Source organism: Streptomyces sp. NBC_00663 (assembly GCF_036226885.1).
Lineage (GTDB): Bacteria > Actinomycetota > Actinomycetes > Streptomycetales > Streptomycetaceae > Streptomyces.
This window is the reverse complement of sequence record NZ_CP109027.1, coordinates 2,617,047-2,640,684: the sequence shown is the minus strand read 5'-3', so window position 1 is coordinate 2,640,684 and position 23,638 is coordinate 2,617,047. Positions and strand designations below refer to the sequence as shown.

Annotated in this window: 16 protein-coding genes; 13 read left to right on the top strand and 3 right to left on the bottom strand. The window is 70.3% G+C overall.

Annotated elements, in window-relative coordinates; all coding sequences use genetic code 11:
• Window positions 1–28 precede the first annotated feature (28 nt).
• The 10 genes from OG866_RS11760 to OG866_RS11715 all read left to right on the top strand — a co-directional run bounded on the left by OG866_RS11760 (window position 29) and on the right by OG866_RS11715 (window position 14,971).
• Window positions 29–5,491, top strand: a complete 5,463-nt coding sequence (locus OG866_RS11760; RefSeq protein WP_329334028.1) for a HAMP domain-containing protein — start codon at window positions 29–31, stop codon at window positions 5,489–5,491.
• 404 nt (window positions 5,492–5,895) lie between these two features.
• On the top strand, window positions 5,896–6,585 hold the full coding sequence (locus tag OG866_RS11755) for a response regulator (RefSeq protein WP_329334027.1): 690 nt from the start codon (window positions 5,896–5,898) through the stop codon (window positions 6,583–6,585).
• A 124-nt stretch (window positions 6,586–6,709) separates the two neighbouring features.
• The gene (locus OG866_RS11750; RefSeq protein WP_329334025.1) at window positions 6,710–9,424 is read left to right on the top strand and encodes a DNA translocase FtsK; all 2,715 of its coding nucleotides are present in this window, start codon (window positions 6,710–6,712) and stop codon (window positions 9,422–9,424) included.
• 280 nt (window positions 9,425–9,704) lie between these two features.
• On the top strand, window positions 9,705–10,541 hold the full coding sequence (locus tag OG866_RS11745) for a helix-turn-helix domain-containing protein (RefSeq protein ID WP_329334023.1): 837 nt from the start codon (window positions 9,705–9,707) through the stop codon (window positions 10,539–10,541).
• Window positions 10,542–10,626: 85 nt separating this feature from the next.
• The gene (gene rimO, locus OG866_RS11740) at window positions 10,627–12,096 is read left to right on the top strand and encodes a 30S ribosomal protein S12 methylthiotransferase RimO (RefSeq protein ID WP_329334021.1); all 1,470 of its coding nucleotides are present in this window, start codon (window positions 10,627–10,629) and stop codon (window positions 12,094–12,096) included.
• Complete coding sequence (gene pgsA / locus OG866_RS11735) at window positions 12,093–12,809, top strand: CDP-diacylglycerol--glycerol-3-phosphate 3-phosphatidyltransferase (protein ID WP_329334019.1); 717 nt, start codon at window positions 12,093–12,095, stop codon at window positions 12,807–12,809. The genes rimO and pgsA overlap by 4 nt, the downstream gene beginning before the upstream one ends.
• Entirely contained in the window at window positions 12,806–13,342 is a 537-nt protein-coding gene (locus OG866_RS11730; RefSeq protein WP_329334017.1) for a CinA family protein, read from the top strand. Before pgsA ends, OG866_RS11730 begins: the two co-directional genes overlap by 4 nt.
• A 109-nt stretch (window positions 13,343–13,451) precedes the next feature.
• Window positions 13,452–13,835 carry a helix-turn-helix domain-containing protein gene (locus tag OG866_RS11725; protein WP_329334015.1) on the top strand — a complete coding sequence of 128 codons (384 nt, stop codon included), beginning with the start codon at window positions 13,452–13,454 and terminating at the stop codon, window positions 13,833–13,835.
• Window positions 13,836–14,079: 244 nt separating this feature from the next.
• A complete protein-coding gene (locus OG866_RS11720) occupies window positions 14,080–14,550 on the top strand; it encodes a Dps family protein (RefSeq protein WP_329344052.1) in 471 nt (156 codons plus the stop codon).
• 133 nt (window positions 14,551–14,683) lie between these two features.
• Window positions 14,684–14,971 (top strand): hypothetical protein, encoded by a 288-nt coding sequence (locus OG866_RS11715; protein ID WP_329334014.1) that lies wholly within the window; start codon window positions 14,684–14,686, stop codon window positions 14,969–14,971.
• Here the strand turns inward: OG866_RS11715 and OG866_RS11710 are convergent.
• From OG866_RS11710 to OG866_RS11700, 3 genes are all read right to left on the bottom strand, one after another.
• Window positions 14,919–15,680, bottom strand: coding sequence for an SDR family NAD(P)-dependent oxidoreductase (locus OG866_RS11710; RefSeq protein ID WP_329334013.1), 762 nt, complete (start codon window positions 15,678–15,680; stop codon window positions 14,919–14,921). The two genes, OG866_RS11715 and OG866_RS11710, sit on opposite strands and share 53 nt — an antisense overlap.
• Window positions 15,681–15,712: 32 nt before the next feature.
• Window positions 15,713–16,549: a DNA-formamidopyrimidine glycosylase family protein gene (locus OG866_RS11705; protein WP_329334011.1), complete on the bottom strand. Its 837-nt coding sequence runs from the start codon at window positions 16,547–16,549 to the stop codon at window positions 15,713–15,715.
• 155 nt (window positions 16,550–16,704) lie between these two features.
• On the bottom strand, window positions 16,705–21,573 hold the full coding sequence (locus OG866_RS11700) for an ATP-dependent helicase (RefSeq protein WP_329334010.1): 4,869 nt from the start codon (window positions 21,571–21,573) through the stop codon (window positions 16,705–16,707).
• Window positions 21,574–21,739: 166 nt separating this feature from the next.
• Between OG866_RS11700 and OG866_RS11695 the strand changes: the two genes are divergently transcribed.
• From OG866_RS11695 to OG866_RS11685, 3 genes are read left to right on the top strand one after another with little or no spacing between them, the layout of a single operon-like run.
• A complete protein-coding gene (locus OG866_RS11695; RefSeq protein ID WP_329334008.1) occupies window positions 21,740–22,627 on the top strand; it encodes an AraC family transcriptional regulator in 888 nt (295 codons plus the stop codon).
• Complete coding sequence (locus OG866_RS11690) at window positions 22,603–23,331, top strand: AzlC family ABC transporter permease (RefSeq protein ID WP_329334006.1); 729 nt, start codon at window positions 22,603–22,605, stop codon at window positions 23,329–23,331. Before OG866_RS11695 ends, OG866_RS11690 begins: the two co-directional genes overlap by 25 nt.
• Entirely contained in the window at window positions 23,328–23,636 is a 309-nt protein-coding gene (locus OG866_RS11685; protein ID WP_329334005.1) for an AzlD domain-containing protein, read from the top strand. The genes OG866_RS11690 and OG866_RS11685 overlap by 4 nt, the downstream gene beginning before the upstream one ends.
• Window positions 23,637–23,638 lie beyond the last annotated feature (2 nt).

Below are 23,638 nucleotides of genomic sequence, written 5' to 3'. Positions count from 1 at the left end.
AACGGTCGACCCCTGCGGGAGGGACACAGTGGAGTCTGGCGCAGCGACGCGGGGCACTAAGACGCGCGCGAAAGGCGGACAGTCCCTGAACAACCAGCGCAAACCACGCGGCGGCACCACCGCGGTGGACACGGCTGCCCTGAACCGACTGCTGGCGGCTCTGGTGTCGATGCGGGACGGGAACTTCCGTAAGCGGCTCACCGTCTCGGGCGATGGCGTGATGTCCGAGATCGCGGCGGTCTATAACGAGGTCGCCGACCGGAATCTGCATCTGACCGGTGAGTTGTCCCGGGTCCGGCGGATGGTCGGGCGTGAGGGAAAGCTCACGGAACGGCTGGAAATCGGCGCCTGTGAGGGTTCATGGCTGACCGCCATCGACGCCTCCAACGCCCTGGTCGACGATCTCGTACGACCTGTTTCTGAGGTCGGGCGGGTGCTCTCCGCGGTCGCGGAGGGTGATCTGTCGCCGCGCATGGAGCTGCGGACGCAGGCGCCGGACGGGAGCGGGCATCCGCTGCGCGGTGAGTTCCTGAAGGTCGGGCGGACCGTCAACAATCTGGTCGACCAGCTCTCGACGTTCACCGACGAGGTCACGCGTGTGGCCAGCGAGGTGGGCACCGAGGGCAAGCTGGGCGGGCAGGCCAAGGTGCGCGGGATGTCGGGTTCGTGGAAGGACCTGACGGATTCGGTCAACACCATGGCGTACCGGCTGACGGCCCAGGTGCGGGACATCGCGCTGGTGACCACGGCTGTGGCCAAGGGTGATCTGTCCCGGAAGGTCACGGTTCACGTGGCCGGAGAGATGCTCGAACTGAAGAACACCGTCAACACGATGGTGGACCAGCTGTCGTCCTTCTCCTCCGAGGTGACCCGCGTCGCGCGCGAGGTGGGCGTCGAGGGCGAGCTGGGCGGGCAGGCGCAGGTGCCCGGTGTGGCGGGTGTGTGGAAGGACCTCACCGATTCGGTGAACCTGATGGCCGGCAATCTGACGGCTCAGGTGCGCGGGATCGCTCAGGTGACGACCGCGGTCGCCAGTGGTGATCTGTCGCAGAAGGTGACCGTGTCGGCGCGGGGCGAGGTCGCCCAGCTCGCGGACACGATCAACCAGATGACCGAGACGCTGCGGATCTTCGCGGACGAGGTCACGCGCGTGGCCAACGAGGTCGGTGCCGAGGGGCAGCTCGGTGGGCAGGCGAACGTGCCGGGTGCGGCGGGCACGTGGAAGGACCTCACGGACTCGGTCAACACCGTCTTCCGGAACCTGACCATTCAGGTGCGGGACATCGCGCAGGTGACGACGGCGGTGGCCAACGGTGACCTGTCGCAGAAGGTCACCGTCGACGTGGCCGGCGAGATGCTGGAGCTGAAGAACACCGTCAACGGGATGGTGGACCAGCTGTCGGCGTTCGGTGCCGAGGTCACGCGTGTGGCGCGCGAGGTCGGTGTCGAGGGTGAGCTGGGCGGACAGGCGCAGGTGTCGGGCGCGGCCGGTACCTGGAAGGACCTCACCGACTCCGTCAACACGGCGTTCCGGAACCTCACCGGACAGGTGAGGAACATCGCGCAGGTGACGACGGCGGTGGCCAACGGTGACCTGTCGCAGAAGGTCACCGTCGATGTGTCCGGCGAGATGCTTCAGCTGAAGAACACCGTGAACACGATGGTGGACCAGCTGTCGGCGTTCGCGGACCAGGTGACGCGGATGGCCCGGGACGTGGGCACCGAGGGCCGGCTGGGCGGTCAGGCCGTCGTACCGGGGGTTTCCGGTACGTGGAAGGAGCTCACCGACTCCGTCAACTTCATGGGTGGCAACCTCACCTCGCAGGTGCGGCAGATCGCCCAGGTGACGACCGCGGTGGCCCGGGGTGACCTGTCCCAGAAGATCGACGTCGACGCGCGCGGCGAGATCCTGGAGCTGAAGAACACCATCAACACGATGGTCGACCAGCTCTCCGCCTTCGCGGACCAGGTGACCCGGGTGGCCCGCGAGGTGGGGACTGAGGGGCGGCTGGGCGGTCAGGCTCAGGTGCCCGGCGTCGCGGGTGTGTGGCGCGACCTCACCGACTCCGTGAACGGCATGGCGTCCAACCTGACCGGTCAGGTGCGCAACATCGCGCAGGTCGCGACCGCGGTGGCCCGGGGTGACCTGTCCCAGAAGATCACCGTGGACGCGCGCGGCGAGATCCTGGAGCTGAAGAACACCCTGAACACGATGGTCGACCAGCTGTCGTCGTTCGCCGAAGAGGTCACCCGTGTGGCCCGCGAGGTGGGTACCGAGGGCATCCTCGGTGGTCAGGCCGAGGTGCAGGGGGTCTCCGGCACCTGGAAGGACCTCACGCAGTCCGTGAACTTCATGGCGAACAACCTGACCATCCAGGTCCGCAACATCGCCGAGGTCACGACCGCGGTCGCCAAGGGTGACCTGTCGAAGAAGATCACCGTCGACGCCAAGGGCGAGATCCTCGAGCTGGTCAGCACGGTCAACACGATGGTGGACCAGCTGTCGTCCTTCGCCGAGCAGGTGACCCGGGTGGCCCGTGAGGTGGGCACCGAGGGCATCCTGGGCGGGCAGGCCCATGTGCCGGGCGTTGTCGGCATCTGGAAGGACCTCAGCGACAACGTGAACCTCATGGCCAACAACCTGACCATGCAGGTGCGGAACATCTCCCAGGTCGCGTCCGCGGTCGCCAACGGCGACCTGACGCGGACGGTGACGATCGAGGCGCGCGGTGAGGTCGCGCAGCTCGCCGACACCTTCAACACCATGGTGAAGACGCTGAGTTCGTTCGCCGACCAGGTCACCAAGGTGGCCCGCGAGGTGGGTACGGACGGCATCCTCGGCGGACAGGCGCGGGTGCCGGGTGTGGCGGGTACGTGGAAGGACCTCACCGAGTCGGTGAACCAGATGGCGTCCAACCTGACCGGTCAGGTGCGGAACATCGCCATGGTGACCACGGCCATCGCCAAGGGTGACCTGACGAAGAAGATCGACATCGACGCGCGCGGCGAGATCCTGGAGCTGAAGACGACCATCAACACGATGGTCGACCAGCTGTCCTCCTTCGCCGAGGAGGTCACCCGGGTCGCCCGCGAGGTGGGCACGGAGGGGCAGCTCGGCGGCCAGGCACGCGTGCGTGACGTGGACGGCACCTGGCGGGACCTCACCGAGTCCGTGAACGAGATGGCCGGGAACCTGACCCGGCAGGTGCGTGCCATCGCGCGCGTGGCGACCGCGGTGACCCGTGGTGACCTGAACCTGAAGATCGACGTGGACGCGTCCGGGGAGATCCAGGAACTCCAGGACTACATCAACAAGATGATCGCCAACCTGCGCGACACCACGATCGCCAACAAGGAGCAGGACTGGCTCAAGGGCAACCTGGCCCGTATCTCCGCGCTGATGCAGGGCCGCCGCGATCTCGCGGACGTGGCCTCGCTGATCATGAGCGAGCTGACGCCGGTGGTGTCCGCGCAACACGGCGCGTTCTTCCTGGCGATGCCTCTCGTCGACGGCAAGGACGTCAGCGCCGGCCAGGAGGACTCGTACGAACTGCGCATGCTCGGGTCGTACGGCTACTCGATGGGCTCCATGCCGACGTCGTTCCGGCCGGGTGAGGCGCTCATCGGGACGGCCGCGCAGGAGAAGCGGACGATCCTCGTGGAGAACGCGCCCAGCGGGTATCTGAAGATCTCCTCCGGGCTCGGCGAGGCGCCTCCGGCGCAAGTGATCGTCCTTCCCGTGCTGTTCGAGGGCCAGGTGCTCGGCGTCATCGAGCTGGCCTCCTTCACTCCCTTTACGCAGATCCAGAAGGACTTCCTCAACCAGATCGCCGAGATGATCGCGACCAGCGTCAACACCATCTCCGTCAACACCAAGACCGAGGTGCTGCTGAAGCAGTCGCAGGAGCTGACCGAGCAACTCAGGGAGCGCTCGGCCGAGTTGGAGAACCGGCAGAAGGCCCTCCAGGCGTCCAACGCCGAACTGGAGGAGAAGGCCGAGCTGCTGGCCCGGCAGAACCGCGACATCGAGGTGAAGAACACCGAGATCGAGGAGGCGCGGCAGGTCCTGGAGGAGCGCGCCGAGCAACTCGCCGTGTCGATGCGCTACAAGAGCGAGTTCCTCGCCAATATGTCGCACGAGCTGCGGACGCCGCTCAACTCGCTGCTGATCCTGGCCAAGCTGCTCGCCGACAACGCGGACGCCAACCTCACCCCCAAGCAGGTCGAGTTCGCCGAGACCATCCACGGGGCCGGCTCCGACCTGCTCCAGCTCATCAACGACATCCTCGACCTGTCGAAGGTCGAGGCGGGCAAGATGGACGTCTCCCCGACGCGCATCGCGCTCGTCCAGCTCGTCGACTACGTGGAGGCCACCTTCCGGCCGCTGACCGCGGAGAAGGGCCTGGACCTGTCCGTACGGGTCTCGCCCGAGCTGCCCGCCACGCTGCACACCGACGAGCAGCGGCTGCTCCAGGTGCTGCGCAACCTGCTCTCCAACGCGGTGAAGTTCACCGACTCCGGAGCGGTGGAGCTGGTGATCCGGCCGGCCAACGCGGACGTGCCGGTGCAGATCCGCGAGCAGCTCCTGGAGACCGGTTCGCTGCGGGACCCGGACGCCGATCTGATCGCGTTCTCCGTCACCGACACCGGGATCGGGATCGCGGCCAGCAAGATGCGGGTGATCTTCGAGGCGTTCAAGCAGGCCGACGGCACCACCAGCCGCAAGTACGGCGGTACGGGCCTCGGGCTGTCCATCTCGCGGGAGATCGCCCAGCTGCTGGGCGGTGAGATCCACGCCCAGAGCGAGCCGGGGCGCGGGTCGACCTTCACGCTCTATTTGCCGCTGCACCCGAGCGAACTGCCGCCGCAGGGCTATCAGCAGCCCATGCCCGCCCTGGAGGCCGGTGAGCTGCTCGCCTCGGAGAACAACGGGCTGTCCGAGGTGGAGGTCGAGACACCGGCCGAGGTGCGGTCGTACCAGGAGACGCAGAACGGTGCCGCGGCCCTGTTCCGGCGCCGCCGCCGGGCCCTGCCGGAGGCCGAACAGCCGCCTCAGGAGCGGTGGTCGGCGACGGAGCAGAACCCGGTCACGGAGGCGCGGCCCGGGATCCGGTTCGGCGGCGAGAAGGTGCTCATCGTCGACGACGACATCCGTAACGTCTTCGCGCTGACCAGCGTCCTGGAGCAGCACGGGCTGTCCGTGCTGTACGCCGAGAACGGCCGCGAGGGCATCGAGGTCCTGGAGCAGCACGACGACGTGACGGTCGTGCTGATGGACATCATGATGCCGGAGATGGACGGGTACGCGACGACGACGGCGATCCGCAGGATGCCGCAGTTCGCGGGCCTGCCGATCATCGCGCTGACCGCGAAGGCGATGAAGGGCGACCGGGAGAAGGCGATCGAGTCGGGCGCCTCCGACTACGTCACCAAGCCGGTCGATCCCGATCATCTGCTCACGGTCATGGAGCAGTGGATGCGGGGCGCGTGACGGGACCGGTGCGCGGAGCGTGCGGGGCCGCGTCACCGGACCCGCGCGGGAAGCGGGCGGGTCGCCGTGGCGGGGAACCGGTGCGGGAATCGTGAGGGGTGCGTGACGGTACGGCGTGAGGGTCGCGTGACCGGACGGGGCAGGCTTCGCGTGGATGCTGCGGGAACCTTCTGTGTTCACGCGGAGTTGCTGACTCAGTGTGCTCGCAGCCGTGTAGAAGTACGGGATTCGGGGAACCTTCTGGTCTCCGCTTGCGTTTCTGCTACGTGCACAGTGACATCGCGGTGACAGGGTGTGGCGACGGGCGGGGTGCGGCTACCATGACCGGCACAAGGTTGGGCGGCGAAAGGGAGTCGTCCCCAGGGGCGGCGCCCGGTGCACATCCGGGGCGAGGAGGGCGGGCCATGGTGCAGAAGGCCAAGATCCTCCTGGTCGATGACCGGCCGGAGAATCTGCTGGCGCTGGAGGCCATCCTCTCCGCGCTCGATCAGACACTGGTGCGGGCATCGAGCGGGGAGGAAGCGCTCAAAGCGCTGCTCACTGACGATTTCGCGGTCATTCTGCTGGACGTCCAGATGCCGGGCATGGACGGCTTCGAGACCGCCGCGCACATCAAGCGGCGGGAGCGCACCCGGGACATCCCGATCATCTTCCTCACCGCGATCAACCACGGCCCGCACCACACGTTCCGTGGGTACGCGGCCGGCGCGGTCGACTACATCTCCAAGCCGTTCGACCCGTGGGTGTTGCGCGCGAAGGTCTCCGTTTTCGTCGAGCTCTACATGAAGAACTGCCAGCTGCGGGAGCAGGCGGCGCTGCTGCGGCTCCAGTTGGAGGGTGGCACCGGCGGCAAGGCACCGGCGGCCGGCGAGGCGAAGGAGCCGGCGGGGCTGCTCGCCGAGCTGTCGGCGCGGCTCGCGGCGGTCGAGGAGCAGGCCGAGGCGCTGTCCAAGCAGCTCGACGACGAGTCGGCGGACGCGGCGGCGGTCGCCACGGCGGCGCATCTCGAACGCAAACTCACCGGTTTGCGGCGGGCGCTGGACGCCCTCGAACCGGGCGCCGGAAGCACGTCGGCGGTGCCCTCCCAGAACTGATGCCCGGGCGCGGCCCAGTTGTGCGTGAGCACACGTCAGTTTCCAGTCCCCGCAAGGGCGACACGAACGGGTGAAGCAGTGGGCACGCGTGTCCCTTGTCGTCTCCACCGGTAACCTCACACCTATGGCCTCACGTCCCTCCGCTGCCAAGAAGCAGCCCGCGAAGAAGGCGGCGGCTCCGGCGAAGAAGGCCGCCGCGAAGAAGGCTCCTGCGAAGAAGGCGCCCGCCAAGAAGGCCGCGGCGAAGAAGGCCGCGCCGCCTCCGAAGCCGGCGCCGAACCCGACCGGCGGCATCTACAGGCTGGTACGCGCCGTCTGGCTGGGCCTGGCGCACGCCGTGGGCGCGGTGTTCCGCGGCATAGGGAACGGTGCCAAGAACCTCGACCCGGCGCACCGCAAGGACGGCGTCGCGCTGCTGCTGCTCGGCCTCGCGCTGATCTGCGCGGCCGGCACCTGGTCGAACCTGCGCGGTCCGGTCGGCGACCTCGTGGAGATCATCGTGACCGGCGCCTTCGGGCGCCTCGACCTGCTCGTGCCGATACTGCTCGCGGTCATCGCCGCACGGTTCATCCGGCACCCCGAGAAGCCCGAGGCCAACGGCCGGATCGTCATCGGCCTCTCGGCGCTCGTCATCGGAGTGCTCGGGCAGGTCCACATCGCGTGCGGCGCGCCCGCCCGCAGCGACGGCATGCAGGCCATAAGGGACGCCGGCGGGCTCATCGGCTGGGGTGCGGCGACTCCGCTGACGTACGCCATGGGCGAGGTCCTCGCCGTACCGCTGCTCGTGCTGCTCACCGTCTTCGGGCTGCTCGTCGTCACGGCCACGCCGGTCAACGCCATCCCGCGGCGGCTGCGGGAGCTCGGGGTGCGGCTGGGGGTGCTGCACGATCCGGGGGCGGACGAGTTCGACGAGTTCTCCGACGACGAGCGCTACGACGAGCAGTGGCGTGAGGCGTTGCCCGCACGCGCGCGCAAGCGCGCTCAGACGCCCGAGACGTACGACCCCGAGGGCGCCGAGCAGGAGGCCCTCTCGCGGCGTCGTGGGCGCCCCAGGCGCTCCGCCGTGCCGCAGCCCGACATGGACCGGCAGATGGACGCCGTGGACGTCGCCGCGGCCGCCGCAGCCGCGCTCGACGGCGCCGTGCTGCACGGGATGCCGCCGTCGCCGATCGTCGCCGACCTCACCCAGGGGGTGAGCGTGGGGGACCGGGAGGAGACCACCCCGACGCCGGTCCCGGCCTCCAAGCCCGTGCCGGCTGCGCGGCCCAGGCAGGAGAAGCTGAAGGTCGAGGTCGCCGACCTCACCAAGCCGGCACCCGAGGCCCCGAGCGAGCTGCCGCCGCGCGCCGAGCAGCTCCAGCTGTCGGGCGACATCACCTACTCGCTGCCCTCGCTCGACCTCCTGGAGCGCGGCGGACCCGGCAAGACGCGCAGCGCCGCCAACGACGCGGTCGTCGCCTCGCTCCAGAACGTCTTCATGGAGTTCAAGGTCGACGCGGCCGTCACCGGCTTCACGCGCGGGCCGACGGTCACGCGCTACGAGGTCGAACTCGGCCCCGCCGTGAAGGTGGAGCGGATCACCGCGCTGACCAAGAACATCGCGTACGCCGTCGCCAGTCCCGACGTACGGATCATCTCGCCGATCCCCGGCAAGTCCGCGGTCGGTATCGAGATCCCGAACACCGACCGGGAGATGGTCAACCTCGGTGACGTGCTGCGACTGGCCGCCGCTGCGGAGGACGACCACCCGATGCTGGTAGCGCTCGGCAAGGACGTCGAGGGCGGCTATGTGATGGCCAACCTCGCGAAGATGCCGCACGTGCTCGTCGCCGGAGCCACCGGTTCCGGTAAGTCGTCGTGCATTAACTGCTTGATCACTTCCATCATGGTCCGCGCGACCCCGGAGGACGTGCGGATGGTCCTGGTGGACCCCAAGCGCGTCGAGCTGACGGCGTACGAGGGCATTCCGCACCTGATCACGCCGATCATCACCAACCCGAAGCGGGCCGCCGAGGCGCTCCAGTGGGTCGTACGGGAAATGGACCTGCGCTACGACGACCTGGCGGCGTTCGGGTACCGGCACATCGACGACTTCAACCAGGCGATCCGCGACGGCAAGCTCAAGACGCCCGAGGGCAGCGAGCGGGAACTCAAGACGTACCCGTATCTGCTGGTGATCGTCGACGAGCTCGCCGACCTGATGATGGTCGCGCCGCGTGACGTCGAGGACTCGATCGTGCGCATCACGCAGCTCGCGCGCGCGGCCGGCATCCACCTGGTGCTCGCCACGCAGCGGCCGTCGGTCGACGTCGTCACCGGTCTGATCAAGGCCAACGTGCCCTCGCGGCTCGCCTTCGCCACCTCGTCCCTGGCCGACTCCCGGGTCATCCTCGACCAGCCCGGTGCCGAGAAGCTGATCGGCAAGGGCGACGGGCTGTTTCTGCCGATGGGGGCGAACAAGCCCACCCGTATGCAGGGCGCCTTCGTCACCGAGGACGAGGTCGCGGCCGTCGTCCAGCACTGCAAGGACCAGATGGCGCCGGTCTTCCGGGACGACGTCACCGTGGGCACCAAGCAGAAGAAGGAGATCGACGAGGAGATCGGCGACGACCTGGACCTGCTGTGCCAGGCGGCCGAGCTGGTCGTCTCCACGCAGTTCGGCTCGACGTCCATGCTCCAGCGCAAGCTGCGCGTCGGGTTCGCCAAGGCGGGTCGTCTGATGGACCTGATGGAGTCGCGCGGGATCGTCGGGCCGAGCGAGGGATCCAAGGCACGTGACGTTCTTGTGAAGGCTGATGAGCTGGATGGCGTGCTCGCGGTGATCCGCGGGGAGGCTTAGGAGGACGTCACCTCCGGAAACGGGGCGCAAGGGTCATCTTGCGGACGGGTGGGCCACTGATGGGTGTTCGATCGTGACTCACCCGTAAGGGATCATTGAGCAACCGTTTCCCTTCGGCGTACGTCAAGTTGAGGGAAGCGAAAAGCTGCTGCCCCACCATCGGCGTGTCCGGCCATACCGATGGCGTACAAAGTCCCACCGCCCGGTTGCCCCACCCTTTCGCACCCCCCCTAGACTGAACCCTCAGCACAGGTGGCTTAAACGCTCGAAAGGCGCCCCCGTGTCCATCGGCAACTCCCCTGAAGACGAGCGTCCGTTCGAAGACGACCGCGAGGAAGCCCGAATCTCCGTCGGCCGTGCCCTCCAGCAGGCACGTATCGCGGCCGGGCTGACCGTCGACGACGTCAGCAACGCCACCCGGGTCCGTATCGCCATCGTGCATGCCATCGAAGCGGACGACTTCACCCCCTGCGGCGGTGACGTCTACGCCCGAGGCCACATCCGGACCCTGGCCAAGGCCGTACGCCTCGACCCGGCCCCCCTCCTCGCCCAGTACGACGCCGACCACGGCGGCCGTCCCGCGCCGACCCCGGCGGCCCCGCTGTTCGAGGCGGAACGCATCCGTCCCGAGCGTCGCGGGCCCAACTGGACCGCGGCCATGGTCGCCGCGATCGTCGCCGTGATCGGATTCGTCGGGTTCACCGCGTTCAAGGGCGACGACGAGGGCGGCAAGGCACAGGTCGCCGACGGCTCCACGCCCACGGCCGGCAAGTCCGCCACGCCCACTCCGAAGAGCGAGAAGCCCGAGTCGCCGAAGCCGGACCCGTCCGACAGCGCCATCGCGGCGGCTCCGCAGGACAAGGTGACCGTCCGGGTGAGCGCCCCTGACGGCAAGAGCTGGATCTCCGCCAAGGACCACAACGGCCGGCTGCTCTTCGACGGTCTGCTTCAGCAGGGCGAGTCGAAGACCTTCCAGGACAGCGAGAAGATCAACCTCGTCCTCGGTGACGCCGGGGCGATCCAGCTGTATGTGAACGGCAAGAAGATCGACGACGACTGGGCGCCCGGCGCCGTGGAGCGCCTGACGTACACCAAGGGCGACCCGCAGGTCGGCTGAGGCTCGGCGCGTGCTCGACGGGGTTGGTGATCTTCACCAACCCCGTCGACGTTTGTTGTCGGTGGGACAAAGTAGTCTTGAGCCCATGCCTGAACGCCGTACCGTCGCACTCGTCACTCTTGGCTGCGCCCGTAACGAGGTGGACTCGGAGGAGCTCGCAGGCCGCTTGGAGGCGGACGGCTGGGACCTCGTGAAGGACGCCGCGGACGCGGATGTCGCCGTCGTCAACACCTGCGGCTTCGTCGACGCCGCCAAGAAGGACTCCGTCGACGCCCTCCTGGAGGCCAACGACCTCAAGGGACATGGCAGAACCCAGGCCGTCGTGGCGGTGGGCTGCATGGCCGAGCGGTACGGAAAGGACCTCGCCGAGGCCCTCCCCGAAGCCGACGGCGTGCTCGGCTTCGACGACTACGCCGACATCTCCGACCGCCTCCAGACCATCCTGAACGGCGGCATCCACGCCTCGCACACCCCGCGCGACCGCCGCAAGCTGCTGCCGATCAGCCCGGCCGAGCGCCAGGAGTCGGCGGCCGAGGTGGCGCTGCCCGGGCACGGCCCCGTGGACCTCCCGGAGGGGCTCGCTCCGTCCTCCGGCCCGCGCGCGCCCCTGCGCCGCCGTCTGGACGGCTCCCCGGTCGCCTCGGTGAAGCTTGCCTCCGGCTGCGACCGGCGCTGCACGTTCTGCGCCATCCCGTCCTTCCGCGGCTCGTTCATCTCCCGGCGGCCCTCGGACGTGCTGAACGAGGCGCGCTGGCTGGGCGAGCAGGGCGTCAAGGAGATCATGCTGGTCTCCGAGAACAACACCTCCTACGGCAAGGACCTGGGCGACATCCGTCTGCTGGAGTCCCTGCTGCCCGAGCTCGCCGAGGTCGACGGCATCGAGCGGGTGCGCGTCAGCTACCTCCAGCCCGCCGAGATGCGGCCCGGCCTCATCGACGTGCTGACGTCCACGCCCAAGGTCGTGCCCTACTTCGACCTGTCCTTCCAGCACTCCGCGCCCGACGTGCTGCGCTCCATGCGCCGCTTCGGTGACACCGACCGCTTCCTGGAGCTGCTCGACACCATCCGGAGCAAGGCCCCGCAGGCGGGTGTGCGCTCCAACTTCATCGTCGGCTTCCCCGGTGAGAGCGAGGCCGATCTGGCCGAGCTGGAGCGGTTCCTCAATGGTGCGAGGCTGGACGCGATCGGCGTCTTCGGCTACTCCGACGAGGAGGGCACCGAAGCGGCCACGTACGAGAACAAGCTGGACGAGGACGTCGTCGCCGAGCGGCTGGCACGTGTCTCCCGGCTCGCCGAGGAGCTGGTCTCGCAGCGGGCCGAGGAGCGCGTGGGCGAGACCGTGCACGTGCTGGTGGAGTCCGTGGACGACGAGGGCGTGTACGGGCGCGGTGCGCACCAGGCGCCGGAGACGGACGGCCAGGTGCTGCTCACGAGCGGCGAGGAGCTGAGTGTCGGCCGTATCGTCGAGGCGAAGGTGGTCGGTACCGAGGGTGTCGATCTGGTGGCCGAGCCGGTGACGGGCTCACTCGCGTGTAGTGAGGAGGCGGGCAGATGACCGGAGTACCGGCATCCGCCGCGGGCGGCCCCTCCAAGGCGGGCACTGCCCAGATGGGTGCGGCCGGTGCCGACAACGGTGGCAAGTCCGCGCGCGGCGGGAAGATCGCGGCCGCGGCCGTCGACCAGGCCAGCCTCTGGAACATCGCCAACATCCTGACGATGATCCGGCTGCTGCTGGTGCCGGGCTTCGTCGCGCTGATGCTGGCCGACGGCGGACACGACCCCGCGTGGCGCTCGTTCGCCTGGGCCGCCTTCTCGATCGCCATGATCACCGACCTCTTCGACGGTCATCTGGCGCGCACCTACAACCTCGTCACCGACTTCGGGAAGATCGCCGACCCCATCGCCGACAAGGCGATCATGGGGGCGGCGCTGATCTGTCTGTCCGGCCTCGGCGATCTGCCGTGGTGGGTGACCGCGGTCATTCTCGGCCGGGAACTCGGGATCACGCTGCTGCGTTTCATCGTCATCCGGTACGGCGTCATCCCGGCGAGCCGCGGCGGCAAGCTCAAGACCCTCGCCCAGGGCATCGCGGTCGGGATGTACATCCTGGCGCTGACGGGGTGGCTGGCCACTGCGAGGTTCTGGGTGATGGCCGTGGCGGTCGTCCTGACCGTGGCGACCGGCCTCGACTATGTGAGACAAGCCATTGTGCTGCGCAGGCAGGGAATCGCCGAGCGCGAAGCGGCGTTGGAGGAGACGGAAGCGTGAGTTCCCCGGCCACTGAAGTGGTGCGACTACTGGCGGTGAAGGGCGAGACCCTCGCGGTCGCCGAGTCGCTCACCGGTGGATTGGTTGCGGCGGAAATCACAGCGGCTCCCGGGGCCTCGCAGGCCTTCCGCGGTTCGGTGACGGCCTACGCCACCGAACTGAAGCACGAAGTGCTCGGTGTCGACGCCGCCCTGCTGGCGGCGCGCGGCGCGGTGGACCCGCAGGTCGCGGCCCAGATGGCGGCCGGCGTACGCAAGGTGCTCGGCGCTGACTGGGGCATTGCGACCACGGGCGTCGCAGGACCGGAAGAACAGGACGGAAAGCCCGTCGGGACGGTCTACGTGGCGGTCGACGGCCCGGCCTCGGAGCTCTCCGATGGCGGGAAAGTGGCGTCGCTGCGGTTGAACGGCGACCGCGCGGAAATTCGTATGGAGAGTGTACGGAGCGTACTCGCACTGCTCCTTCAGGAGCTTGCGGGCGAACAGACCGGGAATGAGCGGGCACAGGATACGGAACGGAACGGGGGGTTTTGATGTTTGCAGCCCTGAGTGAACACGACATCGCTCCCCGCACGGCCGCGGCGCAAGGCGGTACGGTGGGGCGTGAAGGATGCGGCTACGCGGTCCGAGGAGGGAGCCACCGATGATTCTGCTCCGTCGCCTGCTGGGTGACGTGCTGCGTCGGCAGCGCCAACGCCAGGGCCGTACTCTGCGCGAAGTCTCCTCGTCCGCCCGAGTTTCACTCGGCTATCTCTCCGAGGTGGAGCGGGGGCAGAAGGAGGCTTCCTCCGAGCTGCTCTCCGCCATCTGCGACGCGCTGGACGTACGGATGTCCGAACTGATGCGGGAAGTGAGCGACGAGCTCGCCCTCGCCGAGCTGGCCCAGTCCGCTGCGGCCACCCCCAGCGAGACCGTGCCCACGCCGGTACGTCGTCCGATGCTGGGTGCCGTCTCGGTGACCGGTGTGCCACCGGAACGGGTGACCATCAAGGCGCCCGCCGAGGCAGTGGACGTCGTCGCCGCCTGAGCGCCACGCGCGTACGCCCTCGGGTTCCGCTCGAGGACGGGCTGACGATGCGCTGAGAAGTGCAAAGCACTCTGCGAAGTGCGCGAGGCCCCGGCCGGGTCTCTCCGGAACATCTGGAGAGGCGTCGGCCGGGGCTTTCGTGCATCGTGGAACAGCGTTGTGGAACCGCATCGTGAAAAGCGTTGTGGAACCGCATCGTGGAACCGCTGGGCTCGGGGCTGTGCACAGGAATCGGAGCATGCGCATGTACGTCGTGAAGAGCCCGTTGTCCGACACGGACCTGAAGACCGTGGCCGAGGCTCTGCAAGGGGCGCTCGTCGATCTGGTGGACCTCGCCCTCGTGGCGAAGCAGATCCACTGGAACGTGGTCGGGCCGCGGTTCCGGTCCGTGCATCTGCAACTCGACGAGGTCGTGGACATCGCGCGCACCCACTCCGACACCGTCGCCGAGCGGGCCTCCGCGCTGGGCGTCCCGCCGGACGGGCGTGCGGCGACCGTGGCGGCGGGCAGCGGCATCGGCGCGGTGTCCGAGGGATGGGTGAAGGACGCGGACGCGGTGGGGACGCTGGTGGACGCGCTGGGCGCGGTGATCGGGCGGATGCGGGAGCGGGTGGCGGCCACCGGTGACGCCGACCCCGTCAGCCAGGACCTCTTCATCGGGATCACGGCGGATCTGGAGAAGCATCACTGGATGTTCCAGGCCGAGAACGGGTGAAGCGGGGGCCAATGGTGCCTCGGTGTGCCCTTGGTGCGCCCTGTCGGCGGTCGGGGCCCGGGCCTAGCGTCGGTTTCCGTGGTCTTGCCGGGTGCCCTGAGGGCTTCGGGTTCTGCGGGCTGGAGGTGGGGTCGTGGTCCGTCCGATAGTGCGGTGGGGGGCGGCTCTCACGCTGGGGGCGCTGTGGTGGTGGGCTGTGCTGCGACTGGCGCTGGCCCCCGGTGCGGGGGTGCTGGAGGGTGCCGTCGCGGCCGGAGGGTGGGGGCTGAGCCTGCTGCCGGTGCACTGTGTGCCGAGGGCGCGGGCGGCCGGGGCGCTGGCCGTGGGGCGCTGGCGGGGTACGACGACGTCGGCGCCCGGGAACACCGTCACCACGGCATCGCCACGCCGCCGTTCGGGCGCAGGATCTGGCCCGTCGTGAAGGACGCGGCGTCGGACGCCAGGTACAGCACGGCGTGAGCCACCTCGTGGGATCGGCCTACCCGGCCCAGCGGTGACATGCGGGCCATCAGGGCCTCGGTCCGCTCCTGGGCCTCACCGTGGCGGTCGGTCATCGGCGTACGGATCCAGCCCGGGGCGACGGCGTTGACCCGGATGCCGTGCCGGCCGACCTCGGTCGCCAGGGTCTTCGTCAGCTGCACGACGGCCGCCTTGGCCGCGCCGTAGGCGAGCAGGCCGGGACCGCCGGTGTCGACGGCGCCCGAGGCCATGGTGACGATGCTGCCCCGGGTCTGCCGGGCGATCATCAGGCGGGCCGCCTCCTGGGAGGCGTACAGCACGCCCTTGAAGTTGACGTTCAGGACGCGGTCGAGATCCGCGTCCGCGGTCTCCAGGACGGGGCTGCTGTGCATGATCCCGGCGATCGCGGCCAGCACGTCCAGGTGCTCGCAGGAGGCGATGGCCTCGCGGAGCCGGTTGCGGTCCGTCACGTCGAGGTGGTGGGTGTGGGCGGTGCCGCCCGCGTCCTTGATGAGGGTCGCCGTCTCGTGCAGGCCCTGCGGGTCGCGGTCGGCGCAGTGCACGGTGGCGCCCGCTTCGGCGAGCAGGACCGCACAGGCGCGGCCGATACCGCCGGCGGCGCCGGTGACGAAGGCGGTGCGTCCGGTCAGGTCGTACGCGCTGACGGTCATGAGGGGACGGTACGAGGGTTTCTGACGGGTCGTCAATTAGTCGTACGGTGTGGGGTTGCGGGGTGCGGGGTGGTCCCCGGGGCGGGTCCCCTCTGGCACGTCGGGCACCAGTAGGTGGGGCGTTCGCGGGAGCCGTCGCCCTGGTTGGCCAGCCGGACGGGGGTGTGGCAGCGCAGGCAGGGGATGCGGGCGCGGCCGTAGACGAAGAGGTCCTGGCCGTGGCGGCCCGTGGTGGTGCGGACCGGGCGGTCGCGGTTGGCCTCCAGGAGCTTCTTGGCCAGCGCGGGGAGCTTGGCGGCGCGGTCGGCGGGGAGCGCGCCGACGGGGAGCCAGGGGGTCACGCCCAGGAGGAAGCAGAGCTCGCTCTTGTAGACATTGCCGATTCCGGCGAGGTTGCGCTGGTCGAGGAGGGCCTCGCCGAGGGGGCGGGCGGGGTCGCTCAGGAGGTTGGCGAGGACGCGGTCGGGGTTCCAGTCCGGGCCCAGGAGGTCGGGGCCGAGGTGGCCTACGACGCGTTCCTCGTCGCTGGTGCGGAGGAGTTCCAGGACGGGGAGGCGGTAGCCGACGGCCGTCCGGTCGGCGTTGCCGAGGATCGCGCGGATCTGGTGGGCGGGGCCGCCGGTCCAGCGTCGGCCGTTGGCGTACACCTTCCAGGAGCCGTCCATCTTGAGGTGCGAGTGGAGGGTCAGGCCGCCCTCGATGCGGGTCAGGAGGTGCTTGCCGCGCGGGGTGACGTCCAGGACGGTGCGGCCGGTGAGGTCGGCCGTGGCGAACTTGGGGACGCGCAGGTCGCTGCGGGTGAGTGGCTGGCCGGCGAGGGCGGTGTGGAGGCGGGTCGCTGTCTGCCAGACGGTGTCTCCTTCGGGCATGGGTCAAGGGTGGCATGGGGTGGGAGGCCGGCGCCCAGTGGGCGGGGGGCTGCTGTGGTGTGGCGGGTGCGGCGTGTGGGTGGCTTGTCGGGCAGTTCCCCGCGCCCCTGGGTGGGTGTGGGCTGCCGTCGGCGCAGAAGGGTCGGTGGGGTGTGTCAGGCCCTTAGCCGAAGGCCTCGTGGGGTGGCGATGAAGCCTGCTGATTCCAGGAGGGTGCCGAGGGGTGAGGTCAGGGCTGAGGCGCCGTTGACGCGTTCTACCGTGACCGTACCCAGGGATCCCGCGCGGGCGGCTGCCGCCAGGGCGTCGGCTGCCATCTGGAGGCGGGGGTCCTCGGTGGGTTTGGTGTTCGGGTCCTCGGGCCAGGCCAGGAGGGTCTTGCCGCCGCGCTCCATGTAGAGCGTCAGCTCACCGTCGACCAGGACCACCAGGGAGCCCGCCTTGCGGCCGGCCTTGTGCCCGGCGCCGGTGGGGGGCTCGGGCCAGGGCAGGGCGGCGCCGTAGGCGTTCGCCGGGTCGGCGGCGGCCAGGACGACGGCTCGGGTGTCGGGGGAGGGGCGGTCGCGGCGGTGCGGTGCGGGGGCGCGGTGGTCGCGGGGGGAGACGTAGTGGTCGCCTGAGGTGGGGGCCTGGGCCGGGGGTAGAGGGTCGTACGTGTCGTCGAGGCCCAGGGGGGCCTGGTCTCCGTTGGTCTGCCAGAAGTCGGTGCCGGCGTCTGGAGTGCTGAAGTCGGCGTACGCGGTGAAGTCGTCGGTCGCCGGGGCGGCGGCGTCGCCCTGGCCGCGTTCGCGGGCGTTCGCCGCCGCGCGGAGGCGGTCCACCGCGCCGTCCATCGCGAACTGGGCGGCGCCGAGGCCCTCCACCACATAGCCGCGGCGGGCCTGGCCGGTCTCCTCGAACGCGGACAGGATGCGGTACGTCGCCGAGAAGCCGCCCTCGACGCCCTCCGCGGCGACCGCGCCCCGGGTCACCACGCCGTGCCGGTCGAGGAGGGTGCGGGCGAGGGCGTGGGCGCGCACGGTGGCGTCGGGCTCGCGGTCGGGCAGCAGGGACCAGCGGCCGGCGACGGTGGGCGGGCCGGTGCGGGACGCCGGGCGGGCGGCGGCGGTGAGGGAGCCATAACGGCCGCGCGGCATCGTGCGCTTGGCGCGGTGGGCCGTCGAGCCGGCCGTGCGGCCCGAGCCCAGCAGGGAGCGCATGGGCGTGAGGGTGTCGTTGGTGAGGCGGCCGGACCAGGCCAGGTCCCAGACGGCGTCGGCGAGCTGGGGGTCGGTGGCGTCGGGGTGGGTGGTCGCGCGGACCTGGTCGGCGATCTGGCGGAAGAACAGGCCGTAGCCGCCGGAGAGGGCGGTGAGGACGGAGTCGTGGAGAGCCGTCAGCTCCAGGGGATGCGGGGGCGGCAGGAGGAGGGGGGCCGCGTCCGCGACGTAGAGGGACACCCAGCCGTCCTTGCCGGGCAGGGAACCGGCCCCGGCCCACACCACCTCGCCGGCGGAGGTGAGTTCGTCGAGCATCGCCGGGGTGTAGTTCGCCACGCGGGAGGGCAGGACCAGCTTCTCCAGGGCGGAGGCGGGGACCGACGCGCCCTGCAACTGCTCTATGGCACGCACCAGGCCGTCGATGCCGCGCAGGCCGTGGCCCTTGCCGATGTGCTGCCACTGGGGGAGGAACTGCGCGAGCGCGGGCGGCGGCACCGGTTCGAGTTCATGGCGCAGGGCGGCCAGGGAGCGGCGGCGGAGGCGGCGGAGCACGGCCGCGTCGCACCACTCCTGGCCGATGCCCGCCGGATGGAACTCCCCTTGTACGACACGGCCGTTCGCGGCGAGGCGCTGCAACGCGCCCTCCGTGACCGCCACGCCCAGACCGAAGCGGGCCGCCGCGGTCGCCGAGGTGAACGGGCCGTGGGTGCGGGCGTAGCGCGCGAGGAGGTCGCCCAGCGGGTCCTTGACCGGCTCGGTGAAGGCCTCGGGGACGCCGACCGGCAGTGCGGTGCCCAGTGCGTCGCGCAGCCGGCCCGCGTCCTCGATCGCCGCCCAGTGGTCGGTGCCGGAGATGCGGACCCGGATGGCGCGGCGGGCCTTGGCGAGGTCCTGCGCCCACTGCGGTTCCGCGCCTCGTTCCGTCAACTCCGCGTCCGTGAGCGGGCCGAGGAGGCGGAGGAGGTCCGCGACGCTCTCCGCGTCCTTCGCGCGGCGGTCCTCGGTGAGCCACTGAAGTTCCCGCTCCAGCTCCGCCAGGACCTCGGCGTCGAGCAGCTCGCGCAGCTCCGCCTGGCCGAGCAGCTCCGCCAGCAGACGGGAGTCGAGGGACAGGGCCGCGGCACGGCGCTCGGCGAGCGGGGAGTCTCCCTCGTACAGGAACTGGGCGACATAACCGAAGAGGAGCGAGCGGGCGAAGGGGGAGGGCTCGGCGGTGGTGACCTCGACGAGGCGGACCTTGCGGGACTCCAGGTCGCCCATCAGCTCGACCAGGCCGGGGACGTCGAAGACGTCCTGGAGGCACTCGCGGACCGCCTCCAGGACGATCGGGAACGAACCGAACTCGCTGGCCACCTCAAGGAGTTGCGAGGCGCGCTGGCGCTGCTGCCACAGCGGGGTGCGCTTGCCGGGGTTGCGCCGGGGGAGCAGTAGGGCTCGAGCGGCGCATTCGCGGAACCGGGAGGCGAACAGTGCCGAGCCGCCGACCTGGTCGGTGACGATCTGGTCGACCTCGCCCTTGTCGAAGACCACGTCCGCCGCGCCCACCGGGGCCTGGTCGGCGTCGTACTCCGTGCCGAGCTTCATCGGTTCCTGGTCCAGCAGGTCAAGGCCCATCAGGTCGGCGTCGGGGAGGCGCAGGACGATGCCGTCGTCCGCGTGCATCACCTGGGCGTCCATGCCGTAGCGCTCGGAGAGCTTGGCGCCCAGGGCGAGGGCCCAGGGGGCGTGCACCTGGGCGCCGAAGGGGGAGTGGACGACGACGCGCCAGTCGCCGAGTTCGTCACGGAAGCGCTCCACGACGATGGTGCGATCGTCCGGGATGTGGCCGCAGGCCTCGCGTTGTTCGTCGAGGTAGGTGAGGACGTTGTCGGCCGCCCAGGTGTCCAGGCCCGCCGCGAGCAGGCGTGGGCGGGACTTCTCCTTGGGCATCGAGCCGACTTCCCGGAGGAACGCGCCGACCGCGCGGCCGAGTTCGAGCGGCCGGCCCAGCTGGTCGCCCTTCCAGAACGGCAGCCGGCCCGGGACGCCGGGGGCCGGGGAGACCAGGACACGGTCGCGGGTGATGTCCTCGATCCGCCAGGAGCTGGTGCCGAGTGTGAAGACGTCACCCACGCGCGACTCGTAGACCATCTCCTCGTCCAGCTCGCCGACCCTTCCACCGCCCTTCTTGGGGTCGGCGCCGGCGAGGAAGACGCCGAAGAGGCCGCGGTCCGGGATCGTGCCGCCGGAGGTGACCGCGAGGCGCTGGGCGCCGGGGCGGCCGGTGATGGTTCCGGCGACCCGGTCCCAGACGACGCGGGGGCGGAGTTCCGCGAAGGCGTCGGAGGGATAGCGGCCCGCGAGCATGTCGAGGACCGCGGTGAACGCCGATTCGGGGAGCGAGGCGAAGGGTGCCGCCCGGCGGACCGTGGCGAGCAGGTCGTCGAGCTGCCAGGTGTCCAGCGCCGTCATGGCGACCAGTTGCTGGGCCAGGACGTCCAGGGGGTTGGCGGGGACCTTGAGGGACTCGATGGAGCCCGTGCGCATCCGTTCGGTGACGACCGCGGCCTGGACCAGGTCGCCGCGGTACTTCGGGAAGACCACGCCGGTGGAGACCGCGCCGACCTGGTGGCCCGCGCGGCCCACGCGTTGCAGGCCGGAGGCCACGGAGGGGGGTGATTCGACCTGGACCACCAGGTCCACCGCGCCCATGTCGATGCCGAGTTCGAGGCTGGAGGTCGCGACCACCGCGGGGAGGCGGCCTGCCTTGAGATCTTCTTCGACCAGGGCCCGTTGTTCCTTGGAGACCGAGCCGTGGTGAGCTCGGGCGATGACCGGGGGTGCGCCCTGGGCTGCTCCTGAGCCGCCCATCAGCTCGGCGGGGGCGTGGTGATCGGCCAGCGGCTCGCCGGTCGCGCGTTCGTACGCGATCTCGTTGAGGCGGTTGCAGAGGCGTTCCGCGAGGCGGCGGGAGTTGGCGAAGACGATCGTGGAGCGGTGGGCCTGGACGAGGTCGGTGATGCGCTCCTCGACGTGGGGCCAGATCGAGGGGCGTTCCGCTCCCTCGGAGCCGTCGGCCACGGGGGAGCCGCCCAGTTCGCCCAGGTCCTCGACGGGGACGACCACGGAGAGGTCGAACTCCTTGCCTGATTTCGGCTGGACGATCTCCACCTTGCGCTGGGGGGAGAGGTAGCGGGCGATCTCGTCGACGGGGCGGACGGTCGCGGAGAGGCCGATGCGGCGGGCCGGCTTCGCCAGGAGCTCGTCCAGGCGCTCCAGGGAGAGGGCGAGGTGGGCGCCTCGCTTGGTGCCGGCCACCGCGTGGACCTCGTCGAGGATGACGGTGTCGATGCCGGTCAGCGCGTCGCGCGTGGCCGACGTCAGCATCAGGAACAGAGATTCCGGGGTGGTGATCAGGATGTCCGGGGGGCGCGTGGACAGCGCGCGGCGCTCGGCCGCCGGGGTGTCTCCGGAGCGGATGCCGACCTTCACCTCGGGCTCGGGCAGGCCCAGGCGTACGGATTCCTGGCGGATGCCGGTGAGGGGGCTGCGGAGGTTGCGTTCCACGTCCACCGCGAGGGCCTTGAGGGGGGAGACGTACAGGACCCGGCAGCGTTTCCTGGGGTCGGCGGGTGGGGGTGTGGAGGCCAGGTCGTCCAGGGCGGCCAGGAAGGCGGCGAGGGTTTTGCCGGAGCCGGTGGGGGCGACGACCAGGACGTCCGAGCCCTCTTTGATGGCGGTCCAAGCGCCTGCCTGAGCCGCGGTGGGCGCGTCGAAGGCGCCCGTGAACCAGCCGCGGGTCGCGGGGGAGAAGCCGTCGAGGGCTCGGCGTGTGGAGCTGACCATGCGTCCATCCTGCACCCGGGGACTGACAATGGCCGCTGAGCTGGGGTTCGCTGCGGCTGTGCGGCTGCATGAGGTTCGCGTGGGCCCCCCGACACGTCCCCTTGCCGCCGTCGCGCGCTGCGGGTCCGCGGGGGTGCGGATCCGTGGGTGGCGGAGAATGGGGCGTATGGCAGGTTCGGGTGAGCGGGCGCGGCACTGGCGGTATGCCGAGTTGCCTGGGGTCGATCTGCTGCGGGCGCGGTATGTGCGGAAGAACTTTGTGCGGCACACGCATGAGAGCTTCGTGATCGCCGCCATCGCGGACGGGGTCGAGGTCTTTCACTATCGGGGCGCTGATCGGTACGCGGGGGCCGGGGCGCTTGCGCTGGTCAATCCCGAGACGCCGCACACCGGGCGGGCGGGGGTGCCGGAGGGGTGGCGGTACGGGGCCGTGTATCCGTCCGTGGAGGTGGTGGCCGGGATTGCCGCCGAGACCACTTCGATTCGGGGGACCCCTGGGTTCGTCGATCCCGTACTCGATGATCCGTACGCCGTCGGGCTCGTGCACCAGGTGTTGCGGGCCGCTGATGAGGGCAATGCGCTGGCCGCCGATACCTTGCTCCGGGTTGCCGTGACCCGGTTGCTGCGGCTCAACGGTGGGGTCCTGCCGCGGCGGGAGGTGCGGTCGGCGGGGGCTCGGGTGGCTGTTCGCGCGCGTGCCCTGCTGGAGGAGCGGATGGTCGAGCCGCCGAGCCTGGAGGGCTTGGCCCACGAGCTCGGGGTCGGGTCGTTCGCGTTGTTGCGGGCCTTTCGGGATGTGTACGGGATGCCGCCGCACGCCTGGCTCACCGACGCGCGCGTGCGGCGGGCCCGGCTGTTGCTGGACGGTGGTACGTCGCCGGGGGAGGCCGCCGTCGCCGTGGGGTTCAGTGATCAGCCGCATCTGAATCGGCATTTCGCTCGGATCGTCGGGGTGCCGCCCGGGGCGTACCAGCGTGAGCGCAAGAACGTACAAGACGTCCGGACGGGGCCTCGTCTAGCGTCCGACGTGTGGGAGAACAGACAGCTTTCGTAGACATACCCGCCGGTGGCGGGCGGAAGGCGGACGCCGCCGTCGTACGGGACGCCCTCGGAGTCGGGGTCGCCGTGGGACTGTCCGGGTTCGCCTTCGGGGTGACCTCGGCGGGCAGTGGGCTCACGGTGATGCAGACGTGTGCGCTCAGCCTTCTGGTGTTCACCGGGGCCTCTCAGTTCGCCCTTGTGGGGGCGCTGGCCGCCGGGGGCAATCCGCTGACCGCGGCCGCGGGGGCGTTCTTCCTCGGTGTGCGCAACGCCTTCTACGGGCTTCGTCTGTCGCAGTTGCTGGCTCTGCCGCGCGCGGTGCGGCCGTTTGCCGCTCAGTGGGTCATCGACGAGACGGCGGCTGTCGCCTTGGCTCAGCGGGGGCGGCGGAGCGTGCGGATCGGGTTCGCGGTCACGGGGCTGAGTCTCTATGTGCTGTGGAATCTCACTACTTTGCTGGGCGCGCTGGGGGCCGAGGCCATCGGGGACACCGATGCCTGGGGGCTTGATGCCGCCGGGCCCGCTGTTTTCCTGGCATTGCTCGCGCCGATGCTGAAGAGCGGCACCGAGCGTGCCGTCGCCGGGCTCGCCGTGCTGCTGGGGCTCGGGCTGCTGCCCGTGCTGCCCGCCGGGGTGCCGGTGCTGGCGGCCGCTCTCGCGGCTCCCGTGGTGTTGTGGGCCGAGGGCCGTCGGCAGGGTCGGCGGGGGGAGCGATGAACGTCTGGATCGCGATCGGTGTCACGGCCGTGGGCTGTTACGTCGTCAAGCTGGTCGGGCTGCTTGTTCCCGCGGGTGCTCTGGAGCGGCCGCTGGTGAAGCGGCTGGCCGCGCTGCTGCCGGTTGCCTTGCTGGCCGCTCTCACGGCCCAGCAGACCTTCGCCGACGGGCGTGAGCTGGTCCTGGACGCCAGGCTCGCGGGGGTGGCCGCGGCGGCGGTGGCGCTTGTGCTGCGTGCGCCGTTCCTGCTCGTCGTCGCGGCGGCCGTGGTGGTGACGGCCGGCGTGCGGGCCATGGGCGGGTGAGC

Coding starts and splice junctions, on each gene's coding strand:
- OG866_RS11710 (WP_329334013.1), bottom strand. CDS start 15,680: ATGACCGTCAGCGCGTACGACCTGACCGGACGCACCGCCTTCGTCACC.
- OG866_RS11685 (WP_329334005.1), top strand. CDS start 23,328: ATGAACGTCTGGATCGCGATCGGTGTCACGGCCGTGGGCTGTTACGTC.
- OG866_RS11695 (WP_329334008.1), top strand. CDS start 21,740: ATGGCAGGTTCGGGTGAGCGGGCGCGGCACTGGCGGTATGCCGAGTTG.
- OG866_RS11720 (WP_329344052.1), top strand. CDS start 14,080: ATGTACGTCGTGAAGAGCCCGTTGTCCGACACGGACCTGAAGACCGTG.
- OG866_RS11705 (WP_329334011.1), bottom strand. CDS start 16,549: ATGCCCGAAGGAGACACCGTCTGGCAGACAGCGACCCGCCTCCACACC.
- OG866_RS11750 (WP_329334025.1), top strand. CDS start 6,710: ATGGCCTCACGTCCCTCCGCTGCCAAGAAGCAGCCCGCGAAGAAGGCG.
- rimO (WP_329334021.1), top strand. CDS start 10,627: ATGCCTGAACGCCGTACCGTCGCACTCGTCACTCTTGGCTGCGCCCGT.
- OG866_RS11725 (WP_329334015.1), top strand. CDS start 13,452: ATGATTCTGCTCCGTCGCCTGCTGGGTGACGTGCTGCGTCGGCAGCGC.
- OG866_RS11700 (WP_329334010.1), bottom strand. CDS start 21,573: ATGGTCAGCTCCACACGCCGAGCCCTCGACGGCTTCTCCCCCGCGACC.
- pgsA (WP_329334019.1), top strand. CDS start 12,093: ATGACCGGAGTACCGGCATCCGCCGCGGGCGGCCCCTCCAAGGCGGGC.
- OG866_RS11755 (WP_329334027.1), top strand. CDS start 5,896: ATGGTGCAGAAGGCCAAGATCCTCCTGGTCGATGACCGGCCGGAGAAT.